This is a genomic window from Nocardia sp. NPDC058176 (assembly GCF_042883805.1).
Lineage (GTDB): Bacteria > Actinomycetota > Actinomycetes > Mycobacteriales > Mycobacteriaceae > Nocardia.
In genome coordinates this window covers 2660314-2675268 of sequence record NZ_JBHVVA010000001.1, presented here as the reverse complement: position 1 = coordinate 2675268, position 14955 = coordinate 2660314, and the positions used below count along the sequence as shown (strand labels likewise).

General features: G+C 65.0%; 16 protein-coding genes. 8 read left to right on the top strand and 8 right to left on the bottom strand.

Features of this window, described 5'->3' with window-relative positions; all coding sequences use genetic code 11:
• Positions 1 to 181: 181 nt before the first annotated feature.
• The 4 genes from ACFVVM_RS12450 to ACFVVM_RS12435 all read right to left on the bottom strand — a co-directional run bounded on the left by ACFVVM_RS12450 (position 182) and on the right by ACFVVM_RS12435 (position 3996).
• A complete protein-coding gene (locus tag ACFVVM_RS12450) occupies positions 182 to 1123 on the bottom strand; it encodes a hypothetical protein (RefSeq protein WP_387616636.1) in 942 nt (313 codons plus the stop codon).
• 783 nt (positions 1124 to 1906) lie between these two features.
• Complete coding sequence (locus tag ACFVVM_RS12445) at positions 1907 to 2293, bottom strand: head decoration protein (RefSeq protein WP_387616634.1); 387 nt, start codon at positions 2291 to 2293, stop codon at positions 1907 to 1909.
• A 1368-nt stretch (positions 2294 to 3661) separates the two neighbouring features.
• Positions 3662 to 3871, bottom strand: a complete 210-nt coding sequence (locus tag ACFVVM_RS12440) for a hypothetical protein (RefSeq protein WP_387616632.1) — start codon at positions 3869 to 3871, stop codon at positions 3662 to 3664.
• Positions 3868 to 3996: a hypothetical protein gene (locus ACFVVM_RS12435; RefSeq protein ID WP_387616630.1), complete on the bottom strand. Its 129-nt coding sequence runs from the start codon at positions 3994 to 3996 to the stop codon at positions 3868 to 3870. Before ACFVVM_RS12435 ends, ACFVVM_RS12440 begins: the two co-directional genes overlap by 4 nt.
• Positions 3997 to 4227: 231 nt before the next feature.
• Here ACFVVM_RS12435 and ACFVVM_RS12430 point away from each other — a divergent pair, with 231 nt between their 5' ends.
• A complete protein-coding gene (locus ACFVVM_RS12430; protein WP_387616628.1) occupies positions 4228 to 5352 on the top strand; it encodes a helix-turn-helix transcriptional regulator in 1125 nt (374 codons plus the stop codon).
• On the opposite strand, the gene ACFVVM_RS12425 is transcribed toward ACFVVM_RS12430, so the two are convergent.
• The 4 genes from ACFVVM_RS12425 to ACFVVM_RS12410 form a co-directional block, all read right to left on the bottom strand.
• Positions 5349 to 6257: a hypothetical protein gene (locus tag ACFVVM_RS12425; RefSeq protein ID WP_387616626.1), complete on the bottom strand. Its 909-nt coding sequence runs from the start codon at positions 6255 to 6257 to the stop codon at positions 5349 to 5351. The two genes, ACFVVM_RS12430 and ACFVVM_RS12425, sit on opposite strands and share 4 nt — an antisense overlap.
• A gap of 357 nt (positions 6258 to 6614) precedes the next feature.
• Positions 6615 to 6869, bottom strand: coding sequence for a hypothetical protein (locus ACFVVM_RS12420; protein WP_387616624.1), 255 nt, complete (start codon positions 6867 to 6869; stop codon positions 6615 to 6617).
• A 71-nt stretch (positions 6870 to 6940) separates the two neighbouring features.
• The gene (locus tag ACFVVM_RS12415; RefSeq protein WP_387616622.1) at positions 6941 to 7204 is read right to left on the bottom strand and encodes a hypothetical protein; all 264 of its coding nucleotides are present in this window, start codon (positions 7202 to 7204) and stop codon (positions 6941 to 6943) included.
• A gap of 8 nt (positions 7205 to 7212) precedes the next feature.
• Positions 7213 to 7338: a hypothetical protein gene (locus ACFVVM_RS12410; RefSeq protein ID WP_387616620.1), complete on the bottom strand. Its 126-nt coding sequence runs from the start codon at positions 7336 to 7338 to the stop codon at positions 7213 to 7215.
• Positions 7339 to 7479: 141 nt separating this feature from the next.
• Here ACFVVM_RS12410 and ACFVVM_RS12405 point away from each other — a divergent pair, with 141 nt between their 5' ends.
• The 7 genes from ACFVVM_RS12405 to ACFVVM_RS12375 all read left to right on the top strand — a co-directional run bounded on the left by ACFVVM_RS12405 (position 7480) and on the right by ACFVVM_RS12375 (position 14951).
• On the top strand, positions 7480 to 7962 hold the full coding sequence (locus ACFVVM_RS12405) for a hypothetical protein (RefSeq protein ID WP_387616618.1): 483 nt from the start codon (positions 7480 to 7482) through the stop codon (positions 7960 to 7962).
• Positions 7963 to 8464: 502 nt separating this feature from the next.
• Complete coding sequence (locus tag ACFVVM_RS12400) at positions 8465 to 9406, top strand: copper transporter (protein WP_387616616.1); 942 nt, start codon at positions 8465 to 8467, stop codon at positions 9404 to 9406.
• 195 nt (positions 9407 to 9601) lie between these two features.
• A complete protein-coding gene (locus ACFVVM_RS12395; RefSeq protein WP_387616614.1) occupies positions 9602 to 11323 on the top strand; it encodes a CTP synthase in 1722 nt (573 codons plus the stop codon).
• A gap of 15 nt (positions 11324 to 11338) precedes the next feature.
• On the top strand, positions 11339 to 12001 hold the full coding sequence (locus ACFVVM_RS12390; RefSeq protein ID WP_387616612.1) for an NUDIX domain-containing protein: 663 nt from the start codon (positions 11339 to 11341) through the stop codon (positions 11999 to 12001).
• A gap of 40 nt (positions 12002 to 12041) precedes the next feature.
• Positions 12042 to 12986 (top strand): site-specific tyrosine recombinase XerD, encoded by a 945-nt coding sequence (gene xerD / locus ACFVVM_RS12385; protein ID WP_387616610.1) that lies wholly within the window; start codon positions 12042 to 12044, stop codon positions 12984 to 12986.
• A gap of 250 nt (positions 12987 to 13236) precedes the next feature.
• The gene (locus tag ACFVVM_RS12380) at positions 13237 to 14070 is read left to right on the top strand and encodes a ParA family protein (RefSeq protein WP_156910723.1); all 834 of its coding nucleotides are present in this window, start codon (positions 13237 to 13239) and stop codon (positions 14068 to 14070) included.
• On the top strand, positions 14067 to 14951 hold the full coding sequence (locus ACFVVM_RS12375) for a segregation and condensation protein A (RefSeq protein WP_387616608.1): 885 nt from the start codon (positions 14067 to 14069) through the stop codon (positions 14949 to 14951). The genes ACFVVM_RS12380 and ACFVVM_RS12375 overlap by 4 nt, the downstream gene beginning before the upstream one ends.
• The last annotated feature ends 4 nt before the right edge of the window (positions 14952 to 14955 follow it).

Below are 14955 nucleotides of genomic sequence, written 5' to 3'. Positions count from 1 at the left end.
CCGTGAGATGTCCACCGGAGCGGAAGGTTTCTTATTCGGCCGTGGTTGATCAAAAAAGCTGATCATGATGAAGTTCCGGTCAGGCCGGATAATGTCACTGTGACGCCTAGCCGGGGGTCCGCTGTCCTCAGGTAAGGACGGACCCGCCGGATACACAGGACAAAGACACCGGCCGGGAGCGTTAGATTCCGGCTCGGATTTCATAGCTCAGCCGTAGCGAAACCTCTGGGTGGAATTCGCCCGCGTCCGAGCGCTCTCGGTATTCGCGAATGTTGCGCTTGTAGAGGTCCCGAGCCGCCTTGTGCTCAGCATCGAAGAACTCGCGCCGTTCGACCAGCATCGCGGATAGTTCGCGCTCAGTCGGCAACCAGAGGTCGCCGCCACGCTTGAGGATTTCAACCAGGAAGTAGGTCACGTCATGCGACCACGGGGAGAAATCGTCCGGGTGCACGTAACCGAACTTCGGGAACACTTCGTCAAGATTCTTGACGATGGCGTACGACGAGAACGGAATATCCCGGCCACCGGCCTTGCCCTTCTTCGCCCGCTGCCAAGACTCTGCCCACCGGCCACCAACAGAGTTGTGCACGGTCGCCTGTGCAAGGCGCAGGCGCTGATACTCCGGCACAAGATCAATGATCTTCTTCCACGCGTCTGCGGTGCCTAGCTCGATAGCCTCCGCCGGGGTATTGGCCGCGCCCAGTTCGGTCACCGCCTCACGCAGCTTGCCGACAACGGCGGCCATACGTTCGCCCAGAACGCTTAGAATCTCGTCGCCGGATTCAGTGACGATGTTCTGCACCGCCCCATGTGCGGCACCTCGTAGGGACGTGACAGCCGCGAGCTGTAGCCGCACGGCTTCCCGGTCGACCGCCCTGGCGGCGATTGAATCAAGCCACGACGGCGGAATCTGTCCGACTTCAAGGATCGTTTCTACGGTAAAGCCGTCCGCTAGTTCAGCCTGCTTCTGCTCTAGAGCCTCAAGCATCGCGGTAGCTTCATCCGCGATTGCTACCGCATTGGTGAACCCAGGAACAGTTTCGAGCGTTGCCCAAATCTCAGCATTACGCGCGTACGAACGCAGCTGACCACTAGCCCGGGCGGGAATATTGTTCGTTACCATTTTGTTATACTTCCTTTTTGCAGGCGAAGGTAAACGCCTGAATAGTTGATTAGGTTTCAGCTCTCGCTCAGAGCTGCATAGAATTCAGAGGGCTATTAATGCCCTCTAGCTGGCCCTGTAGGCCGCTTTTAGCCGGTCTGTGGGGTATTCCTACCCCCCATCCCCCTACCGTGTGCGTGATAGACCTCTATGACAGAGAACCAGACGTGCAAGGCATGGGGGAGGGGTAACCCCCAGGGGCAAGGGCACCGCGGATTCAATACCCGCCGGTGCATTCCGGCTCAGTAGCCGGACATTGTTTCTGACTCCGCGTCAGTGACGAAGAACCCCGTGTGTAGCAGTCGAGCGATGCTCGCTGCGTCGTGTGCCGACTCCGCATAGTCGGCCGTGTCTTCTAGGTCCACTCGGCCCCCTCGTGTTCGTGCCGGGACCGGCACCAACCGGCCCGGAATGCGTTGGTGGTAGGTCCGGGCCTCGAAGCCCGAACTAAGCGAAAAACGTGGCCTGTAGACGGACTAGATTCCCCAGCCCTACCCCGATACCCCGAATGCCGGGTTCCGCCCGGCTACGGGCCACACAGGCGGCTCTACACCTTCTGTTAGAGAAGGTGGGTTACAGCGCCGACGTTGCGCCAGCGTCGGCAGTACAAGGCGTAAGCCTCTTCCCTGCTAGGCACATGCCCGCCGTCCTCGGCTCGGACACGGCGGTAATTCACCTTTGAGGGGTGGTCGTACCACGCATCGAACCGGGAGCGCTTCTCCGCCTCGGTCGGTTGCTCCCGCATCACACGTCCAGGAACGCGATGTGCCGCAACGCCGTACGTGCGGCAGCGTCAAGGCCATTGTTCGCTGGCAGCTCCGCAGGATGGATGAACCCCGCAAGCAACAGCGTTGCTGTTGCGGTCGGTGCAGGCTGCCCGCTGTGGGCAGGGTGCGGACCAAAGTAGGCACCGCTCAACAGGAACCCTTTAGCCACCTCGCGGCCGTCCTCGGCCTCGGGATCGTAGGGACCGTATCGCCCCGTGGCGGTGACCCTCCCGAGCACTACGCCCCCCGGCACGTTGTCACCCGGGTAGTGCAGTGGCTTTGAGAACGTCGACCGCTCAAGGGTGATTTCCCGGGCTTGCTGGGTGTACAGGTAGCTCAGTGCTCCGTTTGCAATCCAACTCATTGTTTCTCTTTCAATTCTGCGCTAGCACATCGTCTAGCTGTTGCGCTTGTTTCACCAGCCGGTACGAAGCCCGGCAGTTGGCTTGATATCGAGTCACGTTGCCGATTGCGCACCGGCGGCAATGGCCCGACTTGTACCTGTCTTGCGGTCCCCGGATAGGGTGACCGGCACGGCAATAGCTCATCGCCTCTCCCTTGATAAATTCGTCAGTGTCAGTGAAATAAAAAGAACGCCCGCAGGCGTTCTGGAAGTTGTAAGGCACCGAGCCCTACTCGGTGCCCGTTCGGTTGTCGCTGTGCAGGCAGGAACAACACCGCCCATCGCAGACAAACCGAAGACTCAGCCGACCGGGGTAGCGAAGCCGGTCGGCCGGGGAGCCGCGCAACCCACCAACAAGAAGGTGGCTGCGGTCTCTTACCCCTACATATACTTAGTAATAAAGTGGAACAGAAGTAGTTTCAGCGTTTCCCCAGGTCGCCCAATTTACTATGGCGCATTTCACACAAAAAAATCCCCCTACCGTATTCGGAGGGGGTTTCTTCGTTGTTTTTCTAGCGCTTCCCAGCTTTCACGCCTTGCCGCACCGGTGACAATCCTGCTGCCGCATACTGTGCGTCTCGGAATGCGTAGCGCTGTGCGCGTACCCGTCGCATCCGCTCCGCCGCTCCGGCATCGTGGGCGGCTTTGACCTTCGCCGCACACTCCCGGCAGCGCTCCGGCCACCGGCCTAGGTTGGTCTGTCCGTCGCGGTACCTGCGGTTGCGCCCCTGGATGCTTCGACGGGTGGTGACCAGCCCAGTGCAGTCACGGCACCGACCGTAGAACACCCGCATTCCCCAGAACTGGACTACGCACCCCGTCTTGGTCTCCCAGGTATGGAACGCGTCCAGGTGCTTCCGCCGCCACGCGTCTAAGCGTGTCGGCACGTCCTCGATAGAGCGGTACAGCGACGGTTTCGCGCTCTGTTGCTCTAGCCTTCGCCGCTGCTCATCGGTGAGCAGTGGTAGTGCAAATCCCATACGTTGATTCCTCTCCGGCACGGAGCCTCCGAGCCGATCACGATTGTATAACAGTGAGTATCTGTGCAGGTCCCTAACACAAAAGAAACCCCCGCTTGTGACGGGGGTCTCTCTTGGGTATTCGGTTGTCGGCAAGCCAGACTGTTTGACTGGTTACGCCAGCAAGCTTATGGCACTGAACTAACCGGACCGTGGCACCGGCCGCGGTGCTCGCCGGCCTCGACTGCGTACCAGGTCAGAGCGTTTCAGGACGATTTCGTAAACGGACCGCGCTACTCGGCAGGCCAAGCAATCGCCCACACCAGGGCGACGGCGGGTACCGCGAACGCCAGCAACAGACCCGTAGTCATCAGTAATCCGCGCTGTTGCCGACTGCCGGAGGCGCAACCGCCTTGAGGTCGCTTGCCTCCGCCGCCGTGAGCCAGTTGTCTATCTGCTTGAGCGAGCCGGTAACCACCACTCGCCAGGCGGTTTCGAGCGCGAACCCCTCCACAGATGGCCGTATCGTCATCGAACGCTTCGCCGCCCGTGCCGACAACTTGTCGAGCTGCCGGTTCATGACGCGCGCTGGTTCTGCTCGAACTGGGCCAGCGCGACCAGTAGCCGCCTGATGATCTCCGGTGGCGCGAACGCGACTGTCTTGGTCGGCGGCTCGACCGCCTCCGGAATCCGGTGTGGAAGCACGGTCCCCTCCTGCTCGGTCGGAGAGCGGCAGCTCTCACGCGTGGCAACGTCTCCGTTGCCCGTGGTGAGCCCGCCCGGATGACCGATCCGATTCAGATCACCCGGGCGGCTCTGTGGCTACGGGACCTCTCCCCGCTCCGATGTCCAGGGTTCCGCTCAGAGATATTGCCGACTAGTGCCATTCCTGGTACCACCCTGCCGCAGTGCCGTTCACGCAGGCATGATGGGCGGATGGACCGTAAACGCGGTGTCGGCAAGGTGATACGCGAGCTGCGCGAAGCGCGCGGGTGGTCGCAAGGTCGCCTAGCCGACGCGCTCACCGAGCACTCCGGCCAGAGCATCGGTCGGGAGAAAATCTCCCGGTGGGAAGCGTGTCGGCACCGGCCGTCGCCTTACTGGCTCCGCCACCTTGCAGCAGTCCTAGACGTACCTTTTGCCATCCTGGAAGACGACGATGTGAACCGCAGAAGATTCCTATCCTCCATGGCCGCAACAACAGTCGCGCCCGTAGTGGCTTCCGATTTGCTCGCAGAGGGGTTCTCAGCCCGACTGCGGGGTATGGGCCCCTCCGTCGACCAATGGGCCGACACCTTAGTCGGCTACGGGTCGGACTACATGACGCTTGGTGCCGGAGAGATTCAGAAGCGGCTAGCGGTTGATCTCGCAGTCATTCAGCAGCAATGCGACAACCCCCGGATGTGGGCTCACGCCGCAAGGTTGATGACGCTGTGGGCGAAGACTCACCCCGGCAGCGATGGCAGCAAAGCCGTTTCCTGGTACCGGATGGCCGCCGAAGCGGCAGATCGGTCCGGGGACGTTGATACCCGGGTGTGGGTACGCGGCAGGGCCGCTATCGCCCTCGGCTACGAAGGTGCCTCACTGCCGGTCGCGAACATGTTTGCCGACCAAGCTCTAGCCATCTCCGAGAAGCCGTCTCTAGGACGGCTGAACGCGTTGTACGGCAAGGCTCATGCCGCCGCGATCACCGGTGACGCGGACACCGCTCGCGCGCTCGACCTTGAGGGCCGACGCGTGTTCGACCAAGCCGGGTCCGAAGACGGAGACGCCACAGACTACGGCGTGCCGCATTGGCGTTTGGGAGTATTCAGGTCCCTGCTCCGGGCTCGTCTCGGTGACGAGTCCGAAGCGGTAGACGCCCAGGACGGAGCCCGGCGGGAGTTGCCCGCCACGCTCCCCAGATTTGCCACCCACCTAGAGATGCACCGGGGGTTGATGCTCGTACGCGCTGGCGACCGCGAAGCCGGGGTGGCGTACGCGCAGACCGCGCTAGACGCCCTGCCACCTGAAAAGCACAGCTTGACGCTGCGGATGCTCATGGAAGAGATCAGCAGCTAGGCCACATCGGCAGGTTGTTCCCGCTGGCTAAGCAGGGTTTCATACCCCTTGCGCTCACGTTCGAAGCGTTCGCGGGTTCGTTCCTCGTAGTCCGCTTGGCCGTACTCAGCGGCCACGCGGTCAAGGTCTGCACTCGGTGAAGCCGAGTAGGTTGCGTTCCGCTGGCCTCGCTTGTCGGCAAGGCCGTTGGCAACCATGTTCTTGAGGTGGGTCCGGACTGAGTTTGCGCTCAGTCCGGTACCGGCACGGATGTCCTCGACAGTCGGGCCAACCTCGGAGTTGACCCGAGACAACAAGAACTCCCAGACGCGCCCGGCTGACTTGCCGAGCGCACCGGCGCTGAACGCCGGATGTTCTGTTATTACCAATACCGGGACACACAAAGTGATCTCTTGGGGCCCATACGACTTTGTGTGTCCGCCTTTTGGTAACAACGGAGCCCAGTCTAGGAACAAGTGGAAAGTGTCCGCTTGGCCCCGGACCTCTGAACGGGTCCGGGTGAACATCCCCTGAGCGGCAAGGCGACCAATCGCGTTGCCGACTGCGGTACGCCCGATCATTGCCCGGGTAGCCAGCTCCCGAACGCTGGCGTCCACTGTGTACCGGTTCGTCTCGTGACCCAAGGTCACCAGCGCCACGGCTGTAGCCCGCTCTGAGTTGCCGCCACGGCCCGGCCATGGGGCGGCCTGCACTCGCGTCAGAAGGTCCCCTAGGCGTTCCCTCACGGTCTCCTCGTAGGAGGCCGCTCCGTGCTCGTAGCCGTGGTCAAAGTGCTCTTCGGTGTAGTCCCATGCGCGCCGCGTCTGCTTGTCGAACTGAGCGCGCGTCTTGAGCCCTTGCTCACCGACGAAGGTCCGGCCAAGCTCCGAACTCCACACGAGTTCGGAGAACTCTTCGAACTCCATCTTGCGGCCGTAGCAGGAGAACGCTACGGAGCCAATAGCTTTGAATGTTGTATCCCGCGTGATGCTGCCGTTCAGCAGTTCGCGCGTACGTTCAGGTAGTCGGTGTAGCACTGTGGTTGTCGCCCTCCAAGGCGTTATGGATCATGTCGGCAAGGTGTTCTAGTTCGGTCCTGTTCAGCAACAGGAACCGGCTCGTGTTGGGACCGGTCAGGCGGTAGTTCACACGCCCGTGTTCCCGGTCCCATTTCTTCTCTAATTTCATTGCTTCCTATCGTGGAAAAGCCGATGGTCCGACCCGAAGGTCGGACCGATCGTTTCAGGCTGTCTGCGGGCCACACAGGGCCCTTTATGGGGCCTCTAGGCCCCGATCTTGTAGTGGGTCAACACCGCTGTGCCGCCCTCAATGGCGGCGTCCTCACGGGTCGACTCCAACACCTTCGTGTGCTTGTGGTCGGCAAGCCACTTGGCCACCGGGGCGAACAGCGGTGAGCCGTCCTCAAGCCACGCGCTCCGGTAAACGACAAGGCCGGTGCCGTCGTCGGTGACCGTGGCCGACAGCCACCCCGCGTGTGCCGCAATCATGTTGTTCTTCAAGTTCTCTACCTCCGCCATGCTCAACAGCTATCAAGTACCCTTGTGCCGCCACCGGGGGTATTAGAGGTACCCCCGGCGGCTCTCATCTTCTACGGCTGCGCGTGTCCGCGCTTGATTTCCCAGGTGGTCAAGATCATCTGCTCACCGGCAGATGATTCGTAGCCTGTGTGCATCACACGCACTACCGGCCGACCCAGGGCCTTACGGGCTATGGACATGTGAGCACTGGCCCAACCATGTGTGCCACGCGTGAGCACGCTCAACTCTCCGGTGCCTTCGAGTTCAACCACTCCCAGGAACCTCTCACCCGTACGGCTCACGGCATCCGCCGCGAACACCTTGGCCTTCGTCATGGTGTCGCTCATTCGGATTCGCTCTCGTGAACCGTGTACGTGTACTTGCCCGCGAGGCTCTCGCGGATCAGCGTTTCCGCCTCCCGCTTCGTCAGTCCGAACACCTCCACGGTGTACGTCGTCTTGCTTGCCATGGTTGCTACCTCCGATCGTTGCCAGCGATGCGCTGACCAAGATCAGAGTAGGTCTACGAAACATGTTTGGCACAACATGTTGGACGTGACTTGTATCACATTCATTCTGGCCGTTCGAGGGCGGCTCGATAAGCTCACCTAATGAACGAAGAAACCACGGTGACGGACGTAATCGATGGTTACCAAGTGACCTTGGTGTGGTCGGCAGGACTCAGCCAGGGCGGCCCGCAGAGGCTTCTGATCGAGCCTCTGGACGCCGACAACCCTCCTCCCGGCATCACGAGCACGGTCCTTCGGAAGGTGAGCTTTCGCGAGTGGGCCGACAAGATTCGGGACAAGCGCCAAACCGCTGACGCGGTTGACGCGGAGAGCCTTCGAGCGGCTCTAGCCGATGGCGTGGCCGACAACGATCGATACCTTGCCATGTTGAGTGCGGCCTACGTCGCCGCGATCGATGCCGGGCACAAACCGCCGACTAAGTACCTTGCTGATCTTCTCGGGAAATCCACCGAGACGATCCGTGGACACCTCTGGAAAGCGCGTCAGCGTGGCTACCTCGAAGGTCACCAAGGCAAGGCCGGTGGCACGTTGACGGCGGCTGGCCGCGCGCTTCTCGAGGGCTAAGCCTCTGGGTACCACGGCACCGGTCCGCCGGTGACCCGCACCGAAGGCAGCGCGTACACGCGCCGCTCCGTGTAGCCGATCGAGTCGGCCGACACGAGCACCAACCCGTGTCGGTGGATGAACTCCCGGACCGCGCGGTCCGCGTCGGTACCGTCAGCGTCCGGCCACCGGAGTACGTCGGCCCGCTCCGGGCCGCCTACAGCAATCACTACTCCGTCTACAGCGACGTTTAGACGCTCAGTGCCCATGCATGATGATTCGATGCAGTGCTGAGCTTGGCTCGGCGCGGGCTGCGCGATCCGCACCTCATGTTGTGGTTTGCTGGCTACGAGCCGTGGCACGGCATAGCACGAAATGAAGCACGAATTGGGATGCAAACAGCGGAATCCTACGGAATCCACGGTCACCTAACACAGTGTGAGGTAAGACGGCATATGCCCTGTTCAAGGAACCAAAACCCCGTCTCATCTGCGGCTACGTTTCAACCCTGGGCGGTGCCCGGGTGATCTCACTGCGTCAACACGCCATCTCGATCGCGGCGATCTTCCTGGCGCTGGCCGTCGGGGTGGTGCTCGGTTCGCAGACGCTGGCCGCGGACATGCTGTCCGGACTGCGCTCGGACAAGAGTGATCTGCGTGAACAGGTCGACACGCTCACCGCGCAGAACGAGCGCATGGCGGGTCAGCTCGACGCCGCCGACCAGTTCATCGCCGGATCGGCGGGCCGGATCCTCGGCGGCACCCTGGCCGACCGCAGCGTCGTCGTGTTCACCACCCCCGACGCGGACCCCGCCGATATCGATGGGGTGAGCCGGGCTCTCGAGACCGCGGGTGCCGCGGTGACCGGCCGGATCAGCCTGGCCGACGCCTTCGTCGACGCGGGGGAGGGCGACCGGATGCGCTCGGCGCTGACCAATATCGTCCCCGCGGGCGCGCAGCTGCGCACCGGCGCGGTCGACCAGGGCAGCATGGCGGGCGACCTGCTCGGCCTGACCCTGCTGCTCGACCCGGCGACCGGTCAGCCCCGCAGCAATCCGCAGGAGCTGGCCCTGGTGCTCGAGACACTGCGTGGCGGCGGTTTCCTCGCCTACGGCGACACCCCGGTGCGACCCGCGCAACTCGCCGTCGTCGTCACGGGCAACGGTGTCGCATCCGACACCGGCCAGGGCGCGACCATCGCCCGCTTCGCCGGTGCCGTGCGCGAGCGTGCCGCGGGCACCGTGCTGGCAGGCCGCGCGGGCGCCGCCGAGGGCACCGCCGCCATCGCCCAGGTCCGCGCCCAGGCCCCCCTCGCGACGACGGTCACCACCGTCGACAACATCGACCGCGAAATCGGCCGGGTGACAACGGCTCTCGCCCTCACCGAACAACTCGCCGGCCGCACCGGCAGCTACGGCACCGGCTCGTCGGCCACCTCGCTGACACTCGTAGCAATGCCCAGATGATTGAGAACCTCACCACCTGTCGAAGGTGAGATCCCGCGACTCGCGTTGCCAACGAAACCCCTGATCTCGCGAGCACATGGGTAACTCACCGGGGACCGGCCAACCCGCCTCCAGACCGACCGCCAGCGGCCGACGCGACCGTTTACGCACCTCAGTGGGGCTTGAAGTTCCGGGGAGGCGGTAAGGTGGTGGTCCGTGGGTCAACAACGGAATCAGGCTCGAAATGCCACCAAGCACATCTTCGTGAGCGGTGGCGTCGCCTCCTCTTTGGGTAAGGGTCTCACCGCCTCCAGCCTCGGTCAGTTGCTGACCGCGCGCGGCATGCGGGTGACGATGCAGAAGCTCGACCCGTATCTGAACGTCGATCCGGGCACCATGAACCCGTTCCAGCACGGCGAGGTGTTCGTCACCGAGGACGGCGCGGAGACCGACCTCGACGTCGGCCACTACGAGCGCTTCCTCGATCGCGATCTGTCCAAGGACGCGAACGTGACGACCGGCCAGATCTACTCGACGGTGATCGCCAAGGAGCGTCGCGGTGAGTACCTGGGCGACACGGTTCAGGTGATCCCGCACATCACCGACGAGATCAAGAACCGCATCCTGGCGATGCAGGGTCCCGATCTCGAAGGACATGTGCCGGACGTGGTGATCACCGAGATCGGTGGCACCGTGGGTGACATCGAGTCGCAGCCGTTCCTCGAGGCGGCGCGCCAGATCCGCCACGACGTGGGTCGCGACAACGTGTTCTTCCTGCACGTGTCGCTGGTGCCGTACCTGGCGCCCTCGGGTGAGCTCAAGACCAAGCCGACGCAGCACTCGGTGGCCGCGCTGCGCAACATCGGTATCCAGCCCGACGCGCTGATCCTGCGCTGCGACCGCGAGGTGCCGCAGGGGCTCAAGAACAAGATCGCGCTGATGTGCGACGTCGACGTGGAGGCCTGCATCTCCACCCCCGACGCGCCCTCGATCTACGACATCCCGAAGGTGCTGCACAGCGAGGGCCTCGATGCCTACGTGGTGCGCAAGCTCGGCCTGCCGTTCCGTGACGTGGACTGGACCGTGTGGGGCGATCTGCTCGATCGCGTGCACGCCCCGCGCGAGACCGTCGAGGTGGCGCTGGTCGGCAAGTACGTCGACCTGCCCGACGCCTACCTCTCGGTCACCGAGGCGCTGCGCGCGGGCGGTTTCGCCCACCGCGCCAAGGTGAACATCCGCTGGGTGCCCTCCGACGAGTGCGAGACCGAGGCGGGCGCGCAGGCGGCGTTGCGCGACGTCGACGCCGTGCTGATCCCCGGTGGTTTCGGCATCCGTGGCATCGAGGGCAAGCTGGGCGCGATCGGCTACGCGCGCCATCGCGGCATCCCGCTGCTCGGCCTGTGCCTGGGCCTGCAGTGCGTGGTCATCGAGGCTGCGCGTTCGGTGGGCATCGCCGACGCCAACTCCGCGGAGTTCGAGCCGGAGACGAAGAACCCGGTCATCTCGACCATGGCCGACCAGGAAGACGTCGTCGCCGGCGAAGCCGATCTGGGCGGCACCATGCGCCTGGGCGCCTACCCGGCCACGCTGGAGAAGGGGTCGGTCGTCGCGCAGGCCTACGGTTCCGAGCACGTCTCCGAGCGGCACCGGCACCGCTTCGAGGTGAACAACGCCTACCGCGACGTCATCGCCAAGAGCGGCCTGCGGTTCTCCGGCACCTCGCCGGACGGGCACCTGGTGGAGTTCGTGGAGTACCCCGCCTCGGTGCATCCGTTCTTCGTCGCCACCCAGGCGCACCCGGAGCTCAAGAGCCGTCCGACCAGGCCGCATCCGCTGTTCGCTGCCCTGATCGCCGCGGCGCTGAAGTACAAACTGGCCGAACGCCTTCCCGTAGACTTCCCCGAGGAAGAGCTCGCGGAACAGGCCGCGGAGCGCTGAGGAACAAGAGGAACCGTGAGCGAGCCCGGTAGTCACGACTTCGAGACGGTCTCCAGCCGGGTGCTCTACAGCGGCGCGATCCTGGCCCTGCGCCAGGATCAGGTCGCGATGCCGGGCGGGCGGGTCGCCGAGCGCGAGGTCATCGAGCACCACGGGGCCGTCGCGGTGCTCGCGCTCGACGACGACGGCAACGTCGTGCTGATCCGTCAGTACCGGCACCCGATCGGCACCCGGCTGCTCGAACTGCCCGCCGGGCTGCTCGACATCGACGGCGAGGACCCGCTCACCGCGGCCAAGCGCGAGCTGGCCGAGGAGACGGGCCTCGCGGCCGCCGAGTGGTCGGTGCTGGTGGATGTGGCGCTCTCGCCGGGCTTCACCGACGAGGCGCTGCGGGTGTTCTTCGCGACCGGTCTCAGCGCGACCGACCGGCCCGATCCCGAGCACGAGGAAGCCGATCTGGAACTGGTCAGGATGCCGGTCGGCGAGGCCGTGCGCGCCGCGCTGGCCGGGCAGATCGTGAACGCGACCGCGGTCGCCGGTGTGCTCGCTTACGCGGCGGCGACAGCCGGTCAGGTGCCGATGCGGCCCGCCGACGCCCCGTGGCCGGGTCAGCCCACCGCATTCCTGCGCCGCAAGGCCGCGGAGGCGCGGTCCTCGGCCGAGGGCGACCCGGCGTGACCGTCGTTGCCGTCGCGGGCCAGGACTGACGGGTTCCGCCGTGCTCGCGCGCGAGATCGACGCCTACCTCGACCATCTCGCGGTCGAGCGCGGAGCCGCGCGCAACACCCTCGGCGCCTATCGCCGAGATCTGGCCCGCTACCTGAGCTTTCTCACCGGCCGCGGTATCACGGGTCTGGCCGAGGTCGCCCAGGGTGATGTCGCCGAATTCACCATGGCACTGCGCTCCGGCGGCGCCGATCATCCGCCCCTGGCGGCGGGTTCGGTGGCCAGGGCGCTGATCGCGGTGCGTGGCCTGCACAGATTCGCCGCCGCCGAGGGGATCACCGACACCGATGTCGCGCACGCGGTGAAACCACCGGCGCCGGGACGCAGATTGCCCAAGGCCCTGCCCTACGACCAGGTGTCGCGTCTGCTCGAAGCGGCGGGCGGTGCGGCGGACGGTGATCCGGCGGGCACCGATGGCGGACCGCGCGGGCTGCGCGACCGCGCCCTGCTCGAACTGCTCTACTCGACCGGGGCGCGGATCTCGGAGATGGTCGGGCTCGATGTCGACGACATCGATGCCGAGCAACGATGCGTGGTGCTGCACGGCAAGGGCGGCAAGCAGCGGCTGGTCCCGATCGGACGGCCCGCGCTGGCGGCCGTCGACGCCTACCTGGTGCGCGGGCGTCCCACCCTGGCCGCGAGCGGAAAGGGTTCCGGCGGAGCGCTTTTCCTCAACCACCGCGGCGGCAGGCTGTCGCGGCAGAGCGCGTGGCAGGTGTTGCAGACCGCGGCCGAACGCGCGGGGATCGGGGCGGCGGTGTCACCGCACACGCTGCGGCACTCCTTCGCCACCCACCTGCTCGACGGTGGTGCCGATGTGCGGGTGGTGCAGGAACTGCTGGGGCACGCCTCGGTGACCACGACCCAGATCTACACCCTCGTCACGGTGAGCACGCTGCGCGAGGTGTGGGCCACCGCGCATCCACGCGCCCGCTGAACCGGCACCGCCGGGCCGGACCCAGCAGGTATCGTGCGAACACGCCCGGCGTTGCCATGCCGTACCTCACCGGTCGGAGCGGTAGCGTCTACCCAGAGCTGGACCGTACGAAAGCGAACCGGTCACAGAATCGGCCTCGCTACCCTCGACAGGGGATACCGGCAGGAAAACGTATAAGGAGCAGCGGATCGTGACGACAGCGGAAACACCGTGGGACGGTGGACCGGACCAGGTCGCCGAGGCCGTCGAGATGGGCCCGACCGGGCGCCCGCTGCGACTGGTACCCGAGCCACCACAGGTCCAGCGGCACGGCGACGCACTCGTCGTGGCGATGTGCAACCAGAAGGGCGGGGTCGGCAAGACCACCTCGACCATCAATCTCGGTGCCGCCCTGGCCGAATACGGTCGCAAGGTGCTGCTCGTCGACCTCGACCCGCAGGGCGCGCTCTCGGCCGGGCTCGGGCTGGCCCACCACGACCTCGATCTGACCGTGCACAACCTGCTGATCGGCGGGAAGGCCACGGTCGACGACGTGCTGCAGACCACCAAGGTCGAGGGCATGGACCTGTTACCCAGCAACATCGACCTCTCCGCGGCCGAGATCCAGCTGGTCAACGAGGTGGGCCGCGAGCAGTCGCTGGGCCGGGCCCTGTCCGGTGTGCGCGACCGCTACGACTACATCCTCATCGACTGCCAGCCCTCGCTCGGCCTGCTCACGGTCAACGCGCTGGCCTGCTCCGACGGGGTGATCATCCCGATGGAGTGCGAGTACTTCTCGCTGCGCGGCCTCGCGCTGCTCAACGACACCGTCGAGAAGGTGCGCGACCGCCTCAACCCGCGGCTGAGCCTCTACGGCATCGTGGTCACCATGTTCGACGCCCGGCTGCTGCACTCGCGCCAGGTGATGTCGCGCGTGGTCGAGGTCTTCGGTGACCTGGTCTACGACACGGCCATCTCGCGCACCGTGCGTTTTCCCGACGCCAGTGTCGCCGGGGAACCCATCACCACCTGGGCGCCGAAATCCGGGGGCGCGGAATCGTATCGGGCGATGGCGCGGGAAGTCATCCACCGGTCGGGCCGGTGATCGGAGCTACACCTGCGGTGCAAGCGGTACCCGAAGGCGCGGCCCCGGCCGCAGAGAACACCGGTTTTCATCTGCGGCTCACGAATTTCGAGGGGCCGTTCGATCTGCTGCTGACGTTGATCAGCTCGCGCAAACTCGATGTCACCGAAGTGGCGTTGCACAGGGTCACCGACGAATTCATCGCCTACACCAAGGCATTGACCGCCGAGCTGGCCGAGAACACCAAGCTGCGCGCGGACAAGATCCTCGACCAGACCACCGAATTCCTGGTCGTCGCGGCGACGCTGCTCGACCTCAAGGCCGCCCGGCTGCTCCCGGCGGGCGAGATGACCGACATCGAGGACCTGGAACTGCTCGACGCGCGCGACCTGCTGTTCGCGCGCCTGCTGCAATATCGCGCGTTCAAGCAGGTGGCCGAGCTGCTCGCCGAGCTCGAAGCGGCCGCGCTGCGCCGGTACCCGCGCTCGGTGGCACTCGAGGAACAGTTCGAAGGACTGCTGCCCGAGGTGACCCTCGGCGTCGACATCGGGGCCTTCGCCGAGATCGCCGCGGCCGCGTTCCGGCCGCGCCCGATCGCCCAGGTGGGGCTGGGTCATCTGCACATGCACACCATCTCGGTGGCCGAACAGGCCGAGCTGGTGCTGGCCCGGCTCAAGGAACGCGGGCCCGGCGGCTGGACGACCTTCGCCGAACTGGTGTCCGATTGCACAGTCCCGGTGGAAATCGTGGCCAGGTTCCTGGCGTTGCTGGAGCTGTACCGCGGCAAGACCATCGTCTTCGAGCAACCCGATCCGCTCGGCCCGCTGGCCGTGAGCTGGCTGGGCGAACTCGATCCCGATGCCGAGGCGGCGGCACTGACTTTCGAAGAAGACTATGGATGAGGGT